This window comes from Burkholderia sp. COPS (assembly GCF_019425585.1).
Taxonomy (GTDB): Bacteria; Pseudomonadota; Gammaproteobacteria; order Burkholderiales; family Burkholderiaceae; genus Burkholderia; species Burkholderia cepacia.
Map to the genome: position 1 here is coordinate 38711 of NZ_WIXR01000015.1, position 20531 is coordinate 59241.

Below are 20531 nucleotides of genomic sequence, written 5' to 3' on the forward strand. Positions count from 1 at the left end.
TTCTTTGTCTTCCAAAGAAAAGTAACCAAAAGAAAGGCGCGTCCTTGGGCGGACGGCAAAGGTGGTCCTGCCCAGCGTCGCGTTCTCTTGTCAGGCCGTAGTCGCAGTAGTGGGTTCTTCCGCGAGTTTCTCCCCCTCTGTCTGCAGCTAATCAAGAAGGGGACAGTCATGAGTCTCATCGAAGTCAAGGTTCCGGATATCGGCGATTTCAGCGGCGTCGATGTCATCGAAGTCAACGTGAAACCCGGCGACGTGATCGAAAAAGAGCAGACGCTCATCACGCTCGAATCCGACAAAGCCTCCATGGAAGTGCCCAGCGACGTCGCCGGCACCGTCAAGGAAGTCAAGGTCAAGGCCGGCGAGAAAGTCTCGCAAGGCACCGTCATCGCCATCGTCGAAGCATCCGCAGGCGCCGCCGCGCCCGCGAAAGCACCCGAACCGGCCAAGCCCGCAGCGGCTGCTCCGGCACCGGCCGCCCCGGCACCCGCGCCGCAAGCCGGCAGCTACAGCGGTGCCGCCGACATCGAATGCGACATGCTCGTGCTCGGCGCCGGCCCCGGCGGCTACTCGGCCGCGTTCCGCGCAGCGGACCTCGGCATGAAGACCGTGCTCGTCGAACGCTACTCGACGCTCGGCGGCGTGTGCCTGAACGTCGGCTGCATCCCGTCGAAAGCACTGCTGCATACGTCGCTCGTCGTCGAGGAAGCCGCGGCGCTCGCGTCGCACGGCATCACGTTCGGCAAGCCGGAAGTCGATCTCGACAAGCTGCGCGACTTCAAGGGCGGCGTCGTCAAGAAACTGACGACGGGCCTCGCCGGCATGGCCAAGGCGCGCAAGGTCGAAGTAGTCACGGGCGTCGGCGCATTCGTCGATCCGTTCCACATGGAAGTGCAGGGCGAAAACGGCAAGAAGGTCGTCAAGTTCAAGCAGGCGATCATCGCGGCGGGCTCGCAGGCCGTGAAGCTGCCGTTCATGCCGGAAGACCCGCGCGTCGTCGATTCGACCGGGGCACTCGAACTGCGCCAGCTGCCGAAGCGCATGCTCGTGATCGGCGGCGGCATCATCGGCCTCGAAATGGCGACGGTGTACTCGACGCTCGGCGCCGAGATCGACGTGGTCGAAATGATGGACGGCCTGATGATGGGCGCGGACCGCGATCTCGTGAAGGTCTGGGAAAAGTACAACGCGAAGCGCTTCGGCAACGTGATGCTGAAGACCAAGACGGTCGGCGCGGAAGCGAAGGAAGACGGCATCTACGTGAAGTTCGAGGGCGAGAAGGCGCCTGCGGAAGCGCAGCGCTACGACCTCGTGCTCGTCGCGGTGGGCCGCAGCCCGAACGGCAAGAAGATCGGCGCCGACAAGGCGGGCGTTGCCGTCACGGATCGCGGCTTCATCGACGTCGACAAGCAGATGCGCACGAACGTCCCGCACATCTTCGCGATCGGCGACATCGTCGGCCAGCCGATGCTCGCGCACAAGGCCGTGCATGAAGGCCACGTCGCAGCGGAAGCCGCGCACGGCGAGAAGGCGTACTTCGACGCACTGCAGATCCCGTCGGTGGCGTACACCGATCCGGAAGTGGCGTGGGCCGGCAAGACGGAAGACCAGTGCAAGGCCGAAGGCATCAAGTACGGCAAGGCCGTGTTCCCGTGGGCCGCATCGGGCCGCGCGATCGCGAACGGCCGCGACGAAGGCTTCACGAAGCTGATCTTCGACGAGGAAACCCATCGGGTGATCGGCGGCGCGATCGTCGGCCTGAACGCGGGCGACCTGATCAGCGAAGTGTGCCTCGCCGTCGAGATGGGCGCGGACGCGGAAGACATCGGCAAGACGATCCATCCGCACCCGACGCTCGGCGAATCGGTCGGCATGGCCGCCGAACTGTACGAAGGCGTGTGCACGGACCTGCCGCCGCAGCGCAAGAAGTAACGCGAGCGGAGCCGGCATGTTGCCGGCCACAAAAAACGCCGCCTCCCGGGCAATCCGGGCGGCGGCGTTTTCTTTTGCTGGCGGCCGATGCTCAAACGACCGTTCGGGCAAGGCAGGCGGCTTGGCGAGTCCGGCGTGGTGCGGCGCCAGAAACGAAAAAGCCGCGCAGTGCGCGGCTCTTTCAGGAGCAGGGGACGCTTACGCGGCCGGCTTGCTCGAACGACGTGCGGCAGCGGCGGTAGCAGCCTTCGTTGCGACGGCAGCAGCAGCGTTGAAGTTCGTTTCAGCGATTTCGACGGCTTGCTTCGTGGCCTTCTGAACCGTTTCGTACGTGGTGTTCGCAGCGTTCAGTGCCGACTTCAGTGCGGCGACAGCCGTTTCCGAACCGGCCGGGGCGTTCTTCGCGACGTTGTCGACGAGTGCCTGGACCTTCTTGTTCTGCTCTTCGAATTGCGCTTCTGCAACCTTCGCGAACTCGGCTTGCGTCGACGATGCGATTTCGTACAGGTGACGGCCGTACGACAGCACCTTTTCCGCGACCGGCTGCGACAGGCTGGCTTGCAGTGCGATCAGTTCCTGTGCGTCCTTCACCGACAGCAGGCGCTGTGCGTTTTCCTGGCCTTCGGCCAGCGTCGACTTCACGACCTGCAGGTTGAGTTCGATCAGCTTCTCGACGCCTTCGAACGCCTTGGTCGTCAGACCGAACAGGCTTTCGAGGTTGGCTTTCTGTGCAGCGGCGATTTGCTCGGGGGTCAGCAAGGACATGTCCAGCTCCTGAAAAGCGATCGCGTCGATCGCAGGGTAAAGGGCACTACGACGGGGAACCTCGGATGCGCGTGCTTTGTGCAACGCAGCAATGAGGCCTATTTTAGGGCAGCGAAAACGGATGTCAAGTATTTTTTGTGCGTTGCACAATCGCGACAAATTATCGATAAAACAACAAGTTATCGTGCCCGTTCGGAATCGGTTTCATGCGCGTCTCCCAGATGGTGCGCACGGGCGCGGGGCGCACGCGGCGCACCATGATCATGCACAGGTAAACCTGACAGGGTCATGGAACGTTATCCTTCTGTTCCTGTCGAAATCGCGCCGTTTCGATGCGCGTACCGTGGCGACGTGCCGCCGCCACGGCCGAGACCGGCTCCCAAGGCACCCCGAGCGCCGGATACGTAGTTTCCCCGCTTTAAATCGCCTCCGAAGTGACGTTATCTCAATTAACCGTGTGTAATCGGGAGACGGGTACTGTCGGGCAGCGCATCCCATGAATTTTTTCGATGGGAGCGGGAGGGTTCATTGGTCAGAGGTTGGCCAACCCTTACATTCCGGTTTAACGACGATCGGTAAGTGCCTAATATTGCTCTTTTTTTCAGCTTTAACTACACTTGCGGAAACCTCCCGCCCGCTTTGTCCAGACCCCAATGAAAGCCGAATCGTTTTCACCGCGCAGATTGTTGCAGAGCATGACGCTCGGCACGGCTGTGTCGGTCGCTGTCGCCTTGCTGGCGACCACCGCGTCCGTCACGCCCGCTGACGCCTTTGCCGCCACTGCGAAGACCCAACAAGCCGCCAAGAAAAAGGCTGTCGCTCCTGCTTCGTCCGCGAAGAAGAAGTCGGCCAAGGCCACCTCCGACAAATCCGCCAAGGTCGCCGCGGCCGATGCGCCGCGCGCAAAGGCGTCGCGCAAGCGCGTGACGCTCGCGGCGAACAGCGTGCGTGCCGGCCATCACGGCGCGGTTCGCAAGGTCGCGTTCCAGCCGCGCCGGCAGAGCGTCGGCCAGGCGTTCGGCCTGCACGATACGCCGGACGCGCTCGCGCTGCGTTCGAGCGTCGCGTACGTCGTCGACCAGAACACCGGCGAGCCGCTGTTCGACAAGAATTCGCACGCCGTCGTGCCGATCGCGTCGATCTCGAAGCTGATGACGGCGATGGTCGTGCTCGACTCGAAGGCGCCGATGGCCGACCAGATCGAAGTCACCGACGAAGACCGCGACTACGAGAAGGGCACGGGCTCGCGCCTGTCGGTCGGCTCGGTGCTGTCGCGTGAAGACATGCTGCACATCGCGCTGATGGCGTCGGAAAACCGCGCGGCCGCCGCGTTGTCGCGTTATTACCCGGGCGGTCGTCCGGCGTTCATCGCCGCGATGAACGCGAAGGCGAAGTCGCTCGGCATGACCGATACCCATTTCGAGAATTCGACCGGCCTGTCGAGCTCGAACGTGTCGAGCGCGCGCGATCTGGTGAAGATGGTCAATGCGGCGTACCAGTACCCGATGATCCGTCAGTTCTCGACCGATCGCAGCTACGAGGTGTACACGGGCAAGCGCAATCTCGCCTACAACAGCACGAACGCGCTGATCCGCGGCAACGGCTCGTGGGACATCGGTCTGCAGAAGACGGGCTTCATCAACGAAGCGGGCGAATGCCTCGTGATGCAGGCGACGATCCACGGCCGGCCGATGGTGATGGTGCTGCTCGATTCGTTCGGCAAGTATTCGCGCTTCGCCGACGCTGCGCGCCTGCGCAACTGGCTCGATGCAGGCGGCGGCGAGCGCCTGACGGCGGCCAACACGCCGAACGGCGGGACCTGATCGCACGGCGGCGTGACGATTCGCCGCCGCGCCGATGGCCGAAAAAAAGCCCCGCAATCGCGGGGCTTTTTTACTGCGGGCGCGCGGAGCGGCTTACGCCTGCCGCTGCAGCCCGTCCGCATCCTTCGTGGGCGCCGGCCGGTAGCCGAGCGATTCCGAAATGGTGAGGGCAGTACGGCTCAACTGGCCGAGCCACGCATCCTGAAGGCGATCGGCCGGCGCCGACAGCGACAGGCCCGCGACGAGCTTGCCCGAATCGTCGTAGATCCCGGCCGCGATGCAGCGCACGCCGAGCTCCAGTTCCTCGTTGTCGCGTGCGCACGATTGCTGGCGGACGATCGTCAGCTCGCGCTCGAGCTTCGCGATGTCGGTGATGCTGTTCTGCGTATGGCCGGACAGCCCCGTGCGCGTCGCATAGGCGCGCACGCGCGACGTTTCGTCGGCTGCAAGGAACAGCTTGCCGACCGACGTGAGGTGCAGCGGCGCGCGGCCACCGATCGCACGGACGACCTGCATCCCCGAGCGCTCCGAATACGCGCGCTCGATGTAGACGATCTCGTCGCCCTGGCGCACCGACAGGTTCACGGTCTGCCCGGTGAGGCGGTGCAGCTCGCGCATCGGCATCAGCGCCGCGTCGCGTACCGACAGGCGTGCCTTCACGAGGTTGCCGAGCTCCAGCAGCCGCATGCCGAGGCGATACGTGCCGGGATCGGAGCGGTCGACGAGGCGGCAGGTCACCATGTCGTTGAGGATGCGGTGCGCCGTAGACGGGTGCAGCTCCGTGCGCTGCGCAAGTTCCTTCAGGCTCACGGGGTCACTGTGCGCGGCGAGCGCGTCCAGCAACCGCATCATGCGTTCGATCACCTGGATCGACGTTTTGGAATCCGGGGTGGGTTGGCTCATGTCGGGGGAGAAATCGGTTGACGCGGCAAGCGGTGTTGCAACGATTGTATCTCGTATCGTGAAAAAAGCGAACGCCGTTCGAGGAAGTCCTCGTTTCGCGCAGTGCGGGCTCGCGCGCGAGCCGGCGTTGGTCTCGCCGGCCAAACGGCGGATAATGAGAGCCGTTTTCTCGAAGGAGCGCGTATGCGAGTCGGTTTGTTCGTGACCTGCCTGGTCGATCTGATGCGTCCGGAAATCGGTTTTTCGGCGCTCAAGCTGATTCGCGACGCCGGCTACGAGGTGATCGTGCCGCCCGCGCAGACTTGCTGCGGCCAGCCGGCCTACAACTCGGGCGACCGCGCGCTCGCCCGCGATCTCGCGGAAAAGACGCTGCGCGAGTTCGAGCAGTTCGATTACGTCGTCGCGCCGTCGGGTTCGTGCGGCGGGATGATCCGCGCGCACTACGGCGACCTGTTCCGCGACGACCCCGAGCTGATGGGGCGCTACACGCGGTTCCAGCAGAAGGTCTACGAACTGACCGATTTCCTGGCGAATGTCGCGAAGGTCTCGCTCGCGCCGGGTGAATTCACGGGGCCCGTCACCTATCACGATTCATGCTCGGGCCTGCGCGAACTCGGCGTAAAGGCGCAGCCGCGCGCGCTGCTCGCGCAGCGCGGCATCGCGGTTACCGAGATGAAGGACTGCGAGCACTGCTGCGGCTTCGGCGGCACGTTTGCGGTGAAGTACGGCGACATCTCGGCGGCCATCGCGGACGAGAAGTGCGCGAACGTGCGCGCGTCGGGCGCGGGCGCCGTCGTGCTCGGCGATCTCGGCTGCATGCTGAACATCGAAGGGCGGTTGCGCCGCACCGGCGACCGCGACACGCGCGTGCTGCACGTCGCGCAGGTGCTGGCGGGCGACGTCTGACGCCCGGTTCCGCTCACTTTTCCCCGATACCGCGATGCAAGTCCAATCGATGCATTTCAAGGCGCGCGCCGGCCAGAAGCTGGCCGACCAGCGCCTGCAGCAGAACCTGAAGAAGCTGTCGACGAAGTTCGTGTCCGCGCGTGCCGACGCGATGACCGCGATCGACTTCCCGGCCACGCGGGCCGCGCTCAAGGCGCGCCGCAACCGCGCGCTGGAGAATCTCGACGTTTGGCTCGAGGCCTTCGAGCAGGAGGCGACGCGGCGCGGCACGACCGTGCTGTTCGCCGAGACGACGGCGGACGCCGCGCGGCTCGTGGCCGACATCGCGCGCCGTCACGACGTGAAGAAGGTCATCAAGACCAAGTCGATGGTGTCGGAGGAAATGCGCCTGAACGCGGTGCTCGCGGAAATGGGCGTGCAATCGATCGAGACGGACCTCGGCGAATACATCCTGCAGATCAACGACAACGAGCCGCCGAGCCACATCATCGCGCCCGTCGTCCACAAGGACAAGGACGAGATCGCCGACCTGTTCGCGCGCACGCACCACCGCGAGCGGCTCACCGAGATTCCGGACATGACGCGGGAGGCGCGCGAGGTGCTGCGCCCGCATTTCATGTCGGCCGACATGGGCGTGACCGGCGGCAACTTCGTGATCGCCGAGACCGGGTCGGTCGCGATCGTGACGAACGAAGGGAACGAGGGGATGTGCACGGTGATGCCGCGCGTGCATGTGGCAGTGACGGGCATCGAGAAGGTGCTGCCGACCCTCGAGGACCTCGCGACCGCGATGCGCCTGCTGCCGCGTTCCGCGACGGGGCAGAAGACGTCGAACTATTTCTCGCTGCTGACCGGGCCGCGCGGGCCGGGCGACGAGGACGGCCCCGAGCACAATTACGTGGTGCTCGTCGACGGCGGCCGCACGGGGCTGATCGGCGGCGAGTTCCAGGAGATGCTGCGTTGCATCCGCTGCGGCGCATGCATGAACCATTGCCCGGTTTACCAGAAGGTCGGCGGCCATGCGTACGGCTGGGTCTACCCGGGGCCGATGGGTTCCGTGCTGACGCCGAGTTACGTCGGGCTCGATCGCGCGCTGGATCTGCCGCAGGCCGCGACGCTTTGCGGGGAATGCGACAGCGTCTGCCCGGCCGGGATTCCGTTGTCGCACCTGTTGCGCACGCTGCGCGAGAAGCAGGTCGAGCGGCACCTGCGGCCGTGGCGCGAGCGGGCGGCGCTCGCTGCATGGGGTTTCGTCGCGCGGCGGCCGATGCTGTACGCGCTGACGACGAAGGTCGCGGTGCGCATCCTCGAGCGGCTGGGCGCCGGCGGCACGCTGCGGCGCCTGCCGATGATGGGCGGCTGGATGGACACGCGCGACATGCCGACCCCGACCGGGCGCACGTTCCGCGAACTGTACGCGGCGTCGCAAAGCCACCTCGGCTGACGACTGTTCATCCGGCGACAACACTGCGTTCGCTATTTGGATATTTATCTCGATAGATGCGGCCTATAGAATCTCGTGTGTAGTCCCCGGAATTGGGTTTCGGGGTACGAGGTCAAGGAGGTCCGCATCATGAAAAAGACAATATCGATGTACTGGCCGCTGGCAATCGTCGTTCCGCTGGCTGCGGCTGCCTATCTGCATGCGATGGCCGATGCGCCGTCGCGTGGCCCGCTCGCAGTTCACCAGGCATCTGCCGAACTGGCGCGTGCGGTGTCGTTCGGGCTGGTCGACGACGCGGCGAAGCCGCTGCCGGCGGCATCCGGCGACGTCGCGCTCGTCGCGCCGAAGGCGCTGTAATGCACGGCGCCGTCGCTTTGCCGGACGGCGCGATTCCGGTCGCCTTTGTATAATGGCGTGTTCTTCTCCCGCGCGGTTCGCCGCGGCTTTCCGATAGTGCGATGACCCGCGTTTCGATCTGTTTCGTCTGTCTCGGCAACATCTGCCGTTCGCCCACCGCGGAAGGCGTGATGCGTCATCAGGTCGATGCGGCCGCGCTGGCGGACCGGATCGCGATCGATTCGGCCGGCACCGGCGACTGGCATGTCGGCGAGCCGCCCGATACGCGTGCGCAGGCGGCCGCTCGCGGCCGCGGCTACGACCTGTCGGCGCTGCGCGCACGACAGGTGAGCGCGGCGGATTTCGAGCGCTTCGACCTGCTGCTCGCGATGGACGACGCGAATCTCGCGGAGTTGCGCCGCCGCTGTCCGCCGCAGCATCTGGGCAAGGTGCGCCTGCTGATGGAATTCGCGCCGGATTCGACTGAAACCGAAGTGGCCGATCCGTATTTCGGCGGCGCGCAGGGTTTCGAGCAGGTGCTCGACCAGGTCGAGCGCGCGTGCGCGGGCCTGCTCGAGACGCTCCGGGCTCGCACGGAGCGCTGATCGCGCGGTATTCAGCGGTCTGCGAATACCCTTTCAAAGACATGGATACTTGACTAAAAACGTCAAATATTTATACTTGACCAAAATCGTCAAGATTGCAGTCCCCTAGACACCATGAGACTCACCACCAAAGGCCGTTTCGCCGTCACGGCGATGATTGACTTGGCACTGCGCCAGGAGCAGGGCCCGGTGACGCTTGCAGGCATCAGCCAGCGCCAGCGGATTTCGCTCTCGTATCTCGAACAGCTGTTCGGCAAGCTGCGCAGGCATGAAATCGTCGAATCCGTGCGCGGCCCGGGCGGCGGCTACAACCTCGCGCGTCGCGCGCAGGACGTCACCGTTGCCGACATCATCATCGCGGTCGATGAACCGCTCGACGCCACGCAGTGCGGCGGCAAAGGCACGTGCGACGGCTCGAAGCAACCCGACGGCCATTGCATGACGCACGAGCTGTGGTCGACGCTGAACCAGAAGATGGTCGAATACCTCGACTCCGTGTCGCTGCAGGATCTCGTCGATCAGCAGCGCGCACGCGAGGGCGCCCCTGCGGTGCTGCGCGATCGCCGCACGCCGGAGCCCGTCGCTGCACCGGCCGAACCGGTGCGCACGATGCCGCTCGGTCCCAATTCGGTGTTCAACATCGCGAGTTCGTGAGCGCGAAGGCGCCCGCCATACCCCATAACGCACATAGTCCCTGCACAGAATTCCCGGAGCGACAGATGACCCAAGAGACTCTCCACCTGCCCATCTACATGGATTACAGCGCGACGACACCGGTCGACCCGCGTGTGGTCGACAAGATGGTGCCGTACCTGCGCGAGCAGTTCGGCAACCCGGCATCGCGCAGCCACGCGTACGGCTGGGATGCCGAGCGTGCGGTCGAGGAAGCGCGCGAACAGGTGGCCGCGCTCGTGAACGCGGATCCGCGCGAGATCATCTGGACGTCCGGCGCAACGGAGTCGGACAACCTCGCGATCAAGGGTGCCGCGAACTTCTACAAGGGCAAGGGCAAGCACATCGTCACGGTGAAGACCGAGCACAAGGCCGTGCTCGACACGTGCCGCGAGCTCGAGCGCGATGGCTTCGAAGTCACCTACCTCGACGTCAAGGATGACGGCCTGATCGACCTCGACGTGTTCAAGGCCGCGCTGCGTCCGGACACGATCCTCGTGTCGGTGATGCACGTGAACAACGAGATCGGCGTAATCCAGGACATCGAGACGATCGGCGAGATCTGCCGCGAGAAGGGCATCGTGTTCCACGTCGACGCCGCACAGTCGACCGGCAAGGTCGGGATCGATCTCGCGAAGCTGAAGGTCGACCTGATGTCGTTCTCGGCACACAAGACGTACGGCCCGAAGGGCATCGGCGCGCTGTACGTGCGCCGCAAGCCGCGTGTGCGCATCGAAGCGCAGATGCACGGCGGCGGCCACGAGCGCGGGATGCGTTCGGGCACGCTGCCGACGCACCAGATCGTCGGCATGGGCGAAGCGTTCCGCATCGCACGTGAAGAAATGGCGACGGAAAACGAGCGCGTCCGCATGCTGCGAGACAAGCTGCTGCGCGGCCTGTCGCAGATCGAGGAAACGTACGTGAACGGCGACATGGAACGCCGTGTCCCGCACAACCTCAACATCAGTTTCAACTTCGTCGAAGGCGAGTCGCTGATCATGGCGATCAAGGACGTCGCGGTGTCGTCGGGCTCCGCGTGCACGTCGGCGTCGCTGGAGCCGTCGTACGTGCTGCGTGCGCTCGGCCGCAACGACGAGCTGGCGCACAGCTCGATCCGCTTTACGGTCGGCCGTTTCACGACGGAGCAGGAAGTCGACTTCGTGATCAACCTGCTGAACAGCAAGATCGCGAAACTGCGCGAACTGTCGCCGCTCTGGGAAATGCACCAGGAAGGCATCGATCTGTCGACGATCGAATGGGCCGCACACTGAGCGCCGGATTGAACATACCCGCGGGCGGATTCGCGCACGCAGACGTAACGAGTCAAGGAGTCTGAGTCATGTCTTACAGCAACAAGGTTCTGGATCACTACGAAAACCCGCGCAACGTCGGTTCGTTCGCGAAGGACGACGACACGGTCGGCACGGGCATGGTCGGCGCGCCGGCCTGCGGCGACGTGATGAAGCTGCAGATCCGCGTCGGCGCGGACGGCGTGATCGAAGACGCGAAGTTCAAGACGTATGGTTGCGGTTCGGCGATCGCGTCGAGCTCGCTCGTCACCGAGTGGGTGAAGGGCAAGACGCTCGACGAAGCACTGTCGATCAAGAACACGCAGATCGCCGAAGAACTCGCGCTGCCGCCGGTGAAGATTCACTGCTCGATCCTCGCGGAAGACGCAATCAAGGCAGCCGTGGCCGACTACAAGAAGCGCCACGACACCAAGGAAGGCGATCAGGCAGCAGCCTGAGCGGCATCGAGCGGCTAGAGAAGGAAACGCGGCGGGCCCCGGTGGCGCGCCGCGGCAAGGACATCATGGCAATTACACTGACCGAAAAAGCAGCACAGCACGTCCAGAAATACCTCGTCCGTCGCGGCAAGGGTATGGGCCTGCGGCTTGGCGTTCGCACGACCGGGTGCTCGGGGCTCGCGTACAAGCTCGAGTATGTCGACGAGCTGGCTCCCGAGGATCAGGTGTTCGAGAGCCATGGCGTGAAGGTGATCGTCGATCCGAAGAGTCTTGCGTACATCGACGGCACCGAGCTCGACTTCGCCCGCGAAGGCCTGAACGAAGGGTTCAAGTTCAACAACCCGAACGTGAAGGACGAGTGCGGTTGCGGCGAATCGTTCCGCGTGTGACGCGGATCTCCGCGCGATGCGGGCAAGAGGCGGCACGGGCCGCCTTTTTAATGTGCGGCGTTTGCCGTGCGACGAACCGGAATTGAACGCGACGATGGTCTCGCTGAAAGACAGCCACTTCGACCTGTTTCACCTGCCGGCGCAATTCGCGCTCGACGAGACGGCGCTCGACGCCGCCTATCGGACGGTGCAGACGCAGGTGCATCCGGACCGCTTCGCGGCGGCCGGCGATGCGCAGAAACGCATCGCGATGCAATGGGCAACCCGCGCGAACGAGGCGTACCGCACGCTGCGCGATCCGCTGAAGCGCGCGTCGTATCTGCTGTCCCTGCGTGGTGTCGACATCGGTGCGGAAAACAACACCGCGATGGAGCCCGCGTTCCTGATGCAGCAGATGGAGTGGCGCGAGGGCATCGAGGATGCCGCGGCCGCCCGCAATGTCGACGCGCTCGACGCGCTGCTCGCCGAGTTGCGCGAAGAGCGGCGCGTGCGTGTGGAGCGTCTCGGCACGCTGCTCGACAGCGGCGCGGATCAGGCGGCCGCCGAGGCCGTGCGCCAGCTGATGTTCATCGAACGGGTCGCGTCGGAAGTGGGCGCGCAGATCGAACGCCTCGAAACTTAACCGCGTGCCTCGCGGCACGCGCAGCAAACGGGCCGAGCGCCCGAACGAACCAAGATGGCTTTACTGCAAATTTCCGAACCGGGCATGGCGCCGGCGCCGCATCAGCGGCGACTCGCCGTCGGGATCGATCTCGGCACGACGAATTCGCTCGTCGCGGCCGTGCGTAACAGCGTGCCGGAGGTGCTGCCGGACGAAGCGGGCCGTGTGCTGCTGCCGTCGGTGGTCCGCTATCTCGAGAAGGGCGGCCGGCGTATCGGCCACGAAGCGAAGGAGCAGGCCGCGACCGATCCGCGTAACACGATCGTGTCGGTCAAGCGCTTCATGGGCCGCGGCAAGGCCGAGGTCGAAGGCGCGGCGAACGCGCCGTACGAATTCGTCGACGCGCCGGGCATGGTGCAGATCCGCACCGTCGACGGCGTGAAGAGCCCGGTCGAAGTGTCGGCCGAGATTCTCGCGACGCTGCGCTATCGCGCGGAAGATTCGCTTGGCGACGACCTCGTCGGCGCGGTGATCACGGTGCCCGCGTATTTCGACGACGCACAGCGCCAGGCGACCAAGGACGCCGCGCGCCTCGCGGGCCTCAACGTGTTGCGCCTGCTGAACGAACCGACCGCCGCGGCGATTGCCTATGGCCTCGACAACGGGGCCGAAGGCCTCTACGCGGTGTATGACCTCGGCGGCGGCACGTTCGACCTGTCGATCCTGAAGCTGACGAAAGGTGTGTTCGAAGTGCTGGCCGCGGGCGGCGATTCCGCGCTCGGCGGCGACGATTTCGACCACGCGCTGTTCGGTCACGTGCTCGCGCAGGCCGGCATCGATGCGAAGACGCTCGCGCCCGAGGACGTGCGCCTGCTGCTCGACCGTGTGCGCGTGCTGAAGGAAGCGCTGTCGTCCGCGCCGCAGGCGTCGCTCGACGTCACGCTGTCGGGCGGTGCGCATCTCGTGCAGACGATCTCGCACGATACGTTCGCGTCGCTCGTCGAGCCGCTCGTGCAGCGCACGCTCACGCCGACCCGCAAGGCGCTGCGCGACGCGCAGGTCACGCCGGCCGACATCAAGGGCGTCGTGCTCGTCGGCGGCGCGACGCGCATGCCGGTGATCCGCGACGCGGTCGCGAAGTATTTCGGCCAGCCGCCGCTCGTGAACCTCGATCCGGACCAGGTCGTCGCGCTCGGTGCGGCGATCCAGGCCGACCTGCTCGCAGGCAATCGCGGCACCGGCGACGACTGGCTGCTGCTCGACGTGATTCCGCTGTCGCTCGGTGTCGAGACGATGGGCGGCCTCGTCGAGAAGATCATCCCGCGCAACTCGACGATTCCGATCGCGCGCGCACAGGAATTCACGACCTTCAAGGACGGCCAGACCGCGATGGCGATCCACGTCGTGCAGGGCGAGCGCGAGCTCGTCGCCGACTGCCGCTCGCTCGCGCGCTTCGAGCTGCGCGGCATTCCGCCGATGACGGCCGGTGCGGCGCGCATTCGCGTGACCTACCAGGTCGATGCGGACGGGCTGCTGTCGGTGTTCGCGCGTGAGCAGCATTCGGGCGTCGAGGCGTCGGTCGTCGTGAAGCCGTCGTACGGTCTCGCCGACGACGACATCGCGAAGATGCTCGAGGACAGTTTCAAGACTGCCGAAATCGACATGCGCGCCCGCGCGCTGCGCGAAGCGCAGGTCGAGGCCGAGCGGATGCTCGAGGCGACGCAGGCTGCGCTGGCGGCCGACGGCGAGCTGCTCGACACGGACGAGCGCGCGCAGGTCGATGCGTTGGCCGCGGCGCTGCGCACGATCGCGCAGGGCGACGACACGGACGCGATCGAAACCGCGACCAAGGCGCTGGCCGACGGCACCGACGAATTCGCGGCGCGCCGGATGGACAAGAGCATCAAGCGCGCGTTGTCGGGCCGCCGGCTCGACGAGATCTGAACTCACGAACTGCGCATCGGCCGGTAACGGCCCGCGCGATATTGAACCGTGCGGCGCCTGGCGCCGCACCCTGACTGACGGAACGGACATGCCTCAACTGGTGGTGCTGCCTCACGTCGAACTGTGCCCGGACGGCGCGGTGATCGACGCGACGCCCGGCAAGAGTATCTGCGACAACCTGCTCGAACACGGGATCGAGATCGAGCATGCATGCGAGAAGTCGTGCGCGTGCACGACCTGCCACGTGGTGATCCGCGAAGGCTTCAACGATCTGACACCGTCCGAGGAGGACGAGGACGATCTGCTGGACAAGGCGTGGGGCCTCGAGCCGACGTCGCGCCTGTCGTGCCAGGCGATCGTGAAGGAAGATTCGGACCTGGTGGTCGAGATTCCGAAGTACTCGATCAACCACGCGAAGGAAAATCACTGACAGGAACCGGAGGCAGGCGATGAAATGGACCGATTCGCGTGAAATAGCCATTGCGCTGGCGGACAAGCACCCCGACATCGACCCGCAGCGGATCAACTTCGTCGACCTGCGCCAGTGGGTGCTCGAACTCGACGGTTTCGACGACGATCCCAAGCATTCGGGCGAGAAGATCCTCGAAGCGATCCAGGCCCACTGGATCGACGAATCGGATTTCGACGACGAAGACTGAACACCGCGTGCGCCGCAACGGCGCAGACGGCCGGTCATGAAAAAACGGCTCGTGAGCAATCGCTCACGAGCCGTTTTCGTTTTCAGGCCGCTTGCCCGCGCACGACACGCGGGCAGGGGGCACCGATGCGATCAGGCGATCACGCGCCGACCAGCGTGCCGTTCTCGATCCGCACGCGCTGGCCCTGGCCGAAAGGCGGCGGGTTGTGGTACGTGAACGTGCGCGTCGCGCCGCTCTCCATCTGCACTTGCACCTGATAGTCGGTTTCCGCGCGCACCTGCTTTTCGACCTGGTTGCCGGCGAGACCACCGCCCAGCGCGCCGATGATCGTCATCGCGGTGCGGCCGTTACCGTGGCCGAACTGGTTGCCGAGCAGGCCGCCGGCGGCGGCTCCGCCCACGGCGCCGATCCCCGAGCTCTGGCCCGGCGTGCGCGTCTGCGTGATCGCGACGACCGTGCCGCAGCTCTGGCAGTAGGTCTGGGCCGGCGCCGACGGCTGCTGCGCGTATTGCGGCGGCTGCGGTGCCGTTGTATGACGGCGGTGCGGTGCAGCCGGGCGCGGCGCGGGCTTCGGCTCGGCCTGCGCGATGGCAGCCTTCTGTTCGGCCGCCTTCTGCTGCGCGGCGGCCTGTTCGGCTGCCTGCTGCTGGGCTTGCGCGGCCAGCGCGGCGCTGGCGGCCGCGGCCGTATCGACGGCCGGCTGCGATGCGATCAGCGCGGCCTGGGTCTGGCCGTTCTGTGCGTTGCTGCTGCTGGCCTTCGGGAAGATGCCCGTGATCGCAGCCGTCGCCGCGAGGCTGGCGACGATGACGGCGCCGGCGGCGGTGGCGATAAGCGGGTGAAGGCGTTGCTTTTGCGGCGTGGTCTGATTCTGGTTGTCCATTTTTTTCTCCGATGTCGATCCGGATCGGCACTGCGGCGCCGGGCCTGATCCCACGCTGCGGGCTCGAGCAGACTTGGCGTTCCTGCGCTTCGTTCTGGGCCCGTGGTCATGCGTGGTGACGCAAACGGAGTGTCGTCCACCGGCAAGCGGCGCGCCGTATCAAGGTGTAACGAATTGCAGCGGGGCGCTGGCGACCATGGCAGGGAAAACCCGGAGAAGGCCGTCGCGACGGGGGAATAAAACAGGGGAGGATCGAGAGCCGGCGAACGCCGTCTGAAGGGATTTACGCGTCGTTACAAAGCTGACGCGTGCGCGCCGCAGGGCGCGGCGCACACGCGGGCGCGGCGATCAGTCTTCGCGGCGCAGGTGCGGGAACAGCAGCACGTCGCGGATCGTCGGGCTGTCGGTCAGCAGCATCACGAGACGGTCGATGCCGATCCCGCAGCCGCCGGTCGGAGGCATCCCGTATTCGAGCGCGCGGATGTAGTCGGCGTCGAAGAACATCGCTTCCTCGTCACCTGCGTCCTTCTGCTCGACCTGCTTCTTGAAGCGTGCGGCCTGGTCTTCCGGATCGTTCAGCTCCGAGAAGCCGTTCGCGATTTCGCGGCCGGTCATGAACAGCTCGAAACGCTCGGTGATGCCCGGCACCGTATCCGATGCGCGTGCGAGCGGCGACACTTCGACCGGGTAATCGATGATGAAGGTCGGCTCCCACAGCTGCGCTTCGGCCGTTTCCTCGAACAGCGCGAGCTGCAGTGCGCCGGTACCCGCGTTCAGGAACGCCGGCTGCGACACGTCGACGCCGAAGCGCTTCAGTTCGGTGCGCAGGAACGCGTCGTCCGACAGCTGGCCGTCGGTGTAGTCCGGTGCGTACTTCTGGATCGCCTGCGTGATCGTCAGGCGATGGAACGGTTTCGCGAGGTCGAGCTCGCGGCCCTGGTACTGGATCGTCGCGGTGCCGAGCGCATCGATTGCCGCCTGGCGGATCAGTTGCTCGGTGAAGTCCATCAGCCAGCGGTAGTCGGTGTACGCGGCGTAGAACTCCATCATCGTGAATTCCGGGTTGTGACGCGGCGACACGCCTTCGTTCCGGAAGTTACGGTTGATCTCGAACACGCGTTCGAAGCCGCCGACGATCAGGCGCTTCAGGTACAGTTCCGGCGCGATGCGCAGGAACATCTGCATGTCGAGCGCATTGTGATGCGTGACGAACGGCTTCGCCGCTGCGCCGCCCGGGATCGGGTGCAGCATCGGCGTTTCGACTTCCATGAACTCGGCGTTGTCCATGAACTTGCGGATCGACGCGATCGTCTTCGTGCGGGCGCGGAACGTGTCGCGCGTTTCCGGCGTGACGATCAGGTCGACGTAGCGCTGGCGGTAGCGCATTTCCTGGTCGGACAGGCCGTGGAACTTGTCCGGCAGCGGGCGCAGCGCCTTCGACAGCAGGCGCAGCTCCTTGCACTGGACCGACAGCTCACCCTTGTTGGTGCGGAACAGCACGCCACGCGCGGCGACGATGTCGCCGAGGTCCCACTTCTTGAATGCGTCGTAGGTTTCCGCGCCGACGTCGTTCGGCGTTACGAAGAACTGAATCTGGCCCGACCCGTCCTGCACCGTCGCGAAGCTCGCCTTGCCCATCACGCGCTTGAGCATCATGCGGCCGGCCACCGACACCTCGACCGGGTTCGCTTCGAGCGCGGCCTTGTCCGAGTCGGCGAATTTCGCCTGCAGGTCGGCTGCGTGGTGCTCGGGCCGGAAATCGTTCGGGTAGGCGACGCCTTGCTCGCGCAGGGCGCGCAGCTTCTCGCGGCGCTCCGCGATGATCTGGTTTTCGTCCGCGGTGACGGCGGGCTGCGTTTGGGTCGGTTCGGTCATGATGGTCGGAATTCGGAGTGGGTGCGGCAACGCAAACGGGGGAAGGGCAAGGGGGCGCGGCCTGGCCAGGCCGCGCCGCGGCGCTTACACGCCCTGTTTGAGGCTCGCGCTGATGAAGTCGTCGAGGTCACCGTCGAGGACGGCTCTCGTGTTGCTCATTTCGACGTTCGTGCGCAGGTCCTTCACGCGGCTCTGGTCGAGCACGTACGAGCGGATCTGATGGCCCCAGCCCACATCGGTCTTGCTCGATTCGAGCTTGTCCTGTTCGGCCTGGCGCTTGCGCATCTCGACTTCGTACAGGCGCGACTTCAGCATTGCCATCGCTTCGGCGCGGTTGCGGTGCTGCGAGCGGTCGTTCTGGCACTGCACGACGATACCGGTCGGCATGTGCGTGATCCGCACCGCGGAGTCGGTCTTGTTGATGTGCTGGCCGCCCGCGCCCGATGCGCGGTACGTGTCGATGCGCAGGTCGGCCGGGTTGATCTCGACCTCGATCGAGTCGTCGATTTCCGGATAGACGAACACCGACGAGAACGACGTGTGGCGGCCGCCCGACGAATCGAACGGCGACTTGCGCACGAGGCGGTGGATGCCCGTTTCGGTGCGCAGGAAGCCGTATGCGTATTCGCCCGAGACCTTGACCGTCGCGTTCTTGATGCCGGCGACGTCGCCGTCGGACTCTTCGAGCACTTCGGCCTTGAAGCCCTTGCGCTCGCAGTAGCGCAGGTACTGGCGCAGCAGCATCGATGCCCAGTCGCACGCCTCGGTACCGCCGGCGCCGGCCTGAATGTCGATGAAGCAGTTGTTCGGGTCGGCCGGGTTCGAGAACATCCGGCGGAACTCGATGTCGCCGACGCGTGCCTCGAGCTTCGCGGCGTCTTCTTCCGACGCGATGAGGGTGTCTTCGTCGCCTTCCTCGCGGGCCAGCTCGAACAGGTCGAGCGCGTCGCGCAGGTCGCCATCAAGCGCGGTGAGCGTCGTGACGACGCCTTCGAGCAGCTTCTTCTCGCGACCGAGCGCCTGGGCGTTCTTCGAATCGTTCCAGACGTTCGGGTCTTCGAGTTCCTTGTTGACTTCGGTCAGACGCGCAGCTTTGGCGTCGTAGTCAAAGATACCCCCGGAGCTCGCCCGCGCGATTGCGCAGGTCGAGCAGGGAGCTTTCGATCGCGTTGAGACGTTCCGCTTCCATGATCGCTCGCTATTCTTGCTTCGTAAAAAAGCGGAATTATAGCCGATCGGCAGGGTTGCCCGGTGACGCAAACGGTGCTCGCACGCGCACCGCGGCCCTGTCCGGCGCGGCGCGCATGCATCGGCGGGCGCCGCGGGCCGGGCGGCCCGCGCTCAGCCGGCCGCGTGTTCGACGATCAGCTGGACGCGCGTGACGCCGTTCCACGTGTCGGCGACGAGCCGGTACGCGACCAGCGCGCTTTCCGGCAGGGGCTCCGTGTGGTTGAACCAGATCGCGTTGAAGCGTTGGCGGCCGCGTGCAAGCTGCAGTTTCAGGTGCTTTTCCTTCACGAGCGACTGGGACACGACGTCGAATTCGCCCGAGAAAAGCGGGGCCGGAAAACCTTGTCCCCAGACGGCCTCGTCGAGCAGCCCGACGAACTGCGGCGTGAAGTAGGCGTCCTCGAGTTCGCCGTCGGTCTCGATCACGCGGGCGAGCGCGTCGTCGGACAGCCATTCGCGCGCGACCGCCTCGAACGCGGCGGCGAAGCGCGGCACGTTCTCGGTGTCGAGCGTGAGGCCGGCCGCCATCGCGTGGCCGCCGAACGCGACGATCAGGTCCGGTTCCCGTTTCGACACGAGGTCGAGTGCGTCGCGCAGGTGGAAGCCCGGGATCGACCGGCCCGAACCCTTGACCCGCTTGCCTTCGTCGTCCGCGTGCGCAAACGTGAACGACGGGCGGTGGAATTTTTCCTTGAGCCGGCCGGCGACGATGCCGATCACGCCCTGGTGCCACTCGGGGTTGAAGAGGGTGATCGTGCACGCGTCGGCCGGGTCGACGTCGGCGAGATCGGCGAGCGCCTGCTGCTGCATGCCGGCCTCGATCTCGCGACGCTCGCGGTTCATCACGTCGAGCTGCTGCGCCAGGTCCCAGGCGCGGCCGATGTCGTCGGTGATCAGGCACTCGATGCCGAGCGACATGTCGGAGAGCCGCCCGGCGGCGTTCAGGCGCGGGCCGAGGCCGAAACCGAGGTCGAAGCCCGATGCCGTGCGCGCCTCGCGCGCGGCGGCGCGGAACAGCGCGGCGACGCCCGGTTGCATGCGGCCGTTGCGGATGCGCTGCAGCCCCTGCGCGACGAGCACGCGGTTGTTGCCGTCGAGCCGCACGACGTCGGCGACGGTGCCGAGCGCGACGAGGTCGAGCAGGCCGTCGAGGCGCGGCTCGGCTTCCTTGCTTGCAAAGGCGCCGCGGCGGCGCAGCTCGGCGCGCAGCGCGAGCAGCACGTAGAACATCACGCCGACGCCGGCGAGGTGCTTGCTCGGGAACGCGCAGCCCGGCTGGTTCGGGTTGACGATCGCGCGTGCGGCGGGCAGTGCGTCGCCGGGCAGGTGGTGATCGGTCACGAGCACGTCGATGCCGCGTGCGTTCGCGGCCTCGACGCCCGCGACGCTCGCGATCCCGTTGTCGACGGTGATCAGCAGGTCGGGCTTGCGCGCGGCGGCGAGTTCGACGATCTCGGGCGTGAGGCCGTAGCCGTATTCGAAGCGGTTCGGCACCAGGTAGTCGATCTGCGCGCCGAACATCCGCAGGCCGCGCACCGCGACCGCGCAAGCGGTCGCGCCGTCGCAGTCGTAGTCGGCGACGACGAGCAGGCGCCGCTTGTCGGCGATCGCGTCGGCGAGCAGCGACGCCGCGTCGGCGCAGCCTTTCAGCTCGGTGGGCGGGACGAGCCGCGCGAGCGCGGTCTCGATGTCGGCGGGGGACTGCACGCCGCGCGACGCGTACAGGCGCGCGAGCACGGGATGCAGGCCGTGGCGCGCGAGCGCTTCGGCGTCGGCGGGCGCGACGGGGCGGGTAACGATCCGGGTCATACGGGGTGTGC

At 65.9% G+C, this 20531-nt stretch carries 20 protein-coding genes; 14 read left to right on the forward strand and 6 right to left on the reverse strand.

Annotated features, from left to right (window positions below; all coding sequences use genetic code 11):
* Window positions 1-168: 168 nt before the first annotated feature.
* Window positions 169-1929, forward strand: a complete 1761-nt coding sequence (gene lpdA, locus FOZ70_RS13245; protein ID WP_059489161.1) for a dihydrolipoyl dehydrogenase — start codon at window positions 169-171, stop codon at window positions 1927-1929.
* A 198-nt stretch (window positions 1930-2127) separates the two neighbouring features.
* On the opposite strand, the gene FOZ70_RS13250 is transcribed toward lpdA, so the two are convergent.
* Window positions 2128-2694 (reverse strand): phasin family protein, encoded by a 567-nt coding sequence (locus FOZ70_RS13250; RefSeq protein ID WP_006481973.1) that lies wholly within the window; start codon window positions 2692-2694, stop codon window positions 2128-2130.
* A gap of 653 nt (window positions 2695-3347) precedes the next feature.
* On the opposite strand from FOZ70_RS13250, the gene pbpG reads away from it, so the two are divergent.
* Window positions 3348-4517: a D-alanyl-D-alanine endopeptidase gene (pbpG, locus tag FOZ70_RS13255; protein ID WP_021157665.1), complete on the forward strand. Its 1170-nt coding sequence runs from the start codon at window positions 3348-3350 to the stop codon at window positions 4515-4517.
* A 93-nt stretch (window positions 4518-4610) separates the two neighbouring features.
* Here pbpG and FOZ70_RS13260 read toward each other — a convergent pair whose 3' ends face one another.
* On the reverse strand, window positions 4611-5420 hold the full coding sequence (locus FOZ70_RS13260) for an IclR family transcriptional regulator (RefSeq protein WP_027786965.1): 810 nt from the start codon (window positions 5418-5420) through the stop codon (window positions 4611-4613).
* Between the two features lie 183 nt (window positions 5421-5603).
* On the opposite strand from FOZ70_RS13260, the gene FOZ70_RS13265 reads away from it, so the two are divergent.
* From FOZ70_RS13265 to iscX, 12 genes are all read left to right on the forward strand, one after another.
* Complete coding sequence (locus tag FOZ70_RS13265; RefSeq protein ID WP_021157667.1) at window positions 5604-6326, forward strand: (Fe-S)-binding protein; 723 nt, start codon at window positions 5604-5606, stop codon at window positions 6324-6326.
* 34 nt (window positions 6327-6360) lie between these two features.
* Window positions 6361-7770: a lactate utilization protein B gene (locus FOZ70_RS13270; protein WP_219706067.1), complete on the forward strand. Its 1410-nt coding sequence runs from the start codon at window positions 6361-6363 to the stop codon at window positions 7768-7770.
* Between the two features lie 129 nt (window positions 7771-7899).
* Complete coding sequence (locus FOZ70_RS13275; RefSeq protein ID WP_027786967.1) at window positions 7900-8127, forward strand: hypothetical protein; 228 nt, start codon at window positions 7900-7902, stop codon at window positions 8125-8127.
* Window positions 8128-8228: 101 nt separating this feature from the next.
* Window positions 8229-8711: a low molecular weight protein-tyrosine-phosphatase gene (locus tag FOZ70_RS13280; protein ID WP_219706068.1), complete on the forward strand. Its 483-nt coding sequence runs from the start codon at window positions 8229-8231 to the stop codon at window positions 8709-8711.
* Between the two features lie 114 nt (window positions 8712-8825).
* On the forward strand, window positions 8826-9365 hold the full coding sequence (iscR, locus tag FOZ70_RS13285; RefSeq protein WP_009691731.1) for a Fe-S cluster assembly transcriptional regulator IscR: 540 nt from the start codon (window positions 8826-8828) through the stop codon (window positions 9363-9365).
* A gap of 65 nt (window positions 9366-9430) precedes the next feature.
* Entirely contained in the window at window positions 9431-10654 is a 1224-nt protein-coding gene (locus tag FOZ70_RS13290) for an IscS subfamily cysteine desulfurase (RefSeq protein ID WP_021157672.1), read from the forward strand.
* Window positions 10655-10722: 68 nt separating this feature from the next.
* Window positions 10723-11130 (forward strand): Fe-S cluster assembly scaffold IscU, encoded by a 408-nt coding sequence (gene iscU, locus FOZ70_RS13295; RefSeq protein WP_006481982.1) that lies wholly within the window; start codon window positions 10723-10725, stop codon window positions 11128-11130.
* A gap of 65 nt (window positions 11131-11195) precedes the next feature.
* Window positions 11196-11519 (forward strand): iron-sulfur cluster assembly protein IscA, encoded by a 324-nt coding sequence (iscA, locus tag FOZ70_RS13300; RefSeq protein WP_012492710.1) that lies wholly within the window; start codon window positions 11196-11198, stop codon window positions 11517-11519.
* A 94-nt stretch (window positions 11520-11613) separates the two neighbouring features.
* Window positions 11614-12141, forward strand: a complete 528-nt coding sequence (gene hscB, locus FOZ70_RS13305; RefSeq protein WP_042973645.1) for a Fe-S protein assembly co-chaperone HscB — start codon at window positions 11614-11616, stop codon at window positions 12139-12141.
* A gap of 54 nt (window positions 12142-12195) precedes the next feature.
* Window positions 12196-14064 (forward strand): Fe-S protein assembly chaperone HscA, encoded by a 1869-nt coding sequence (hscA, locus tag FOZ70_RS13310; protein WP_021157675.1) that lies wholly within the window; start codon window positions 12196-12198, stop codon window positions 14062-14064.
* A gap of 88 nt (window positions 14065-14152) precedes the next feature.
* A complete protein-coding gene (fdx, locus tag FOZ70_RS13315; RefSeq protein WP_011352558.1) occupies window positions 14153-14494 on the forward strand; it encodes an ISC system 2Fe-2S type ferredoxin in 342 nt (113 codons plus the stop codon).
* Window positions 14495-14513: 19 nt separating this feature from the next.
* Window positions 14514-14723, forward strand: coding sequence for a Fe-S cluster assembly protein IscX (gene iscX / locus FOZ70_RS13320; RefSeq protein ID WP_021157676.1), 210 nt, complete (start codon window positions 14514-14516; stop codon window positions 14721-14723).
* Window positions 14724-14862: 139 nt separating this feature from the next.
* Here the strand turns inward: iscX and FOZ70_RS13325 are convergent, their stop codons facing one another.
* From FOZ70_RS13325 to recJ, 4 genes are all read right to left on the reverse strand, one after another.
* Entirely contained in the window at window positions 14863-15606 is a 744-nt protein-coding gene (locus tag FOZ70_RS13325; RefSeq protein WP_021157677.1) for a glycine zipper 2TM domain-containing protein, read from the reverse strand.
* A gap of 348 nt (window positions 15607-15954) precedes the next feature.
* Window positions 15955-17481: a lysine--tRNA ligase gene (gene lysS, locus FOZ70_RS13330; RefSeq protein ID WP_021157678.1), complete on the reverse strand. Its 1527-nt coding sequence runs from the start codon at window positions 17479-17481 to the stop codon at window positions 15955-15957.
* 84 nt (window positions 17482-17565) lie between these two features.
* Window positions 17566-18670 (reverse strand): peptide chain release factor 2 gene (prfB, locus tag FOZ70_RS13335; protein ID WP_099318679.1). Its coding sequence is split into 2 segments (ribosomal slippage): window positions 17566-18588 and window positions 18590-18670, totalling 1104 coding nucleotides; the frame shifts between segments, so codons are not numbered across the junction.
* 152 nt (window positions 18671-18822) lie between these two features.
* On the reverse strand, window positions 18823-20520 hold the full coding sequence (recJ, locus tag FOZ70_RS13340; protein ID WP_021157680.1) for a single-stranded-DNA-specific exonuclease RecJ: 1698 nt from the start codon (window positions 20518-20520) through the stop codon (window positions 18823-18825).
* Between the last annotated feature and the right edge of the window lie 11 nt (window positions 20521-20531).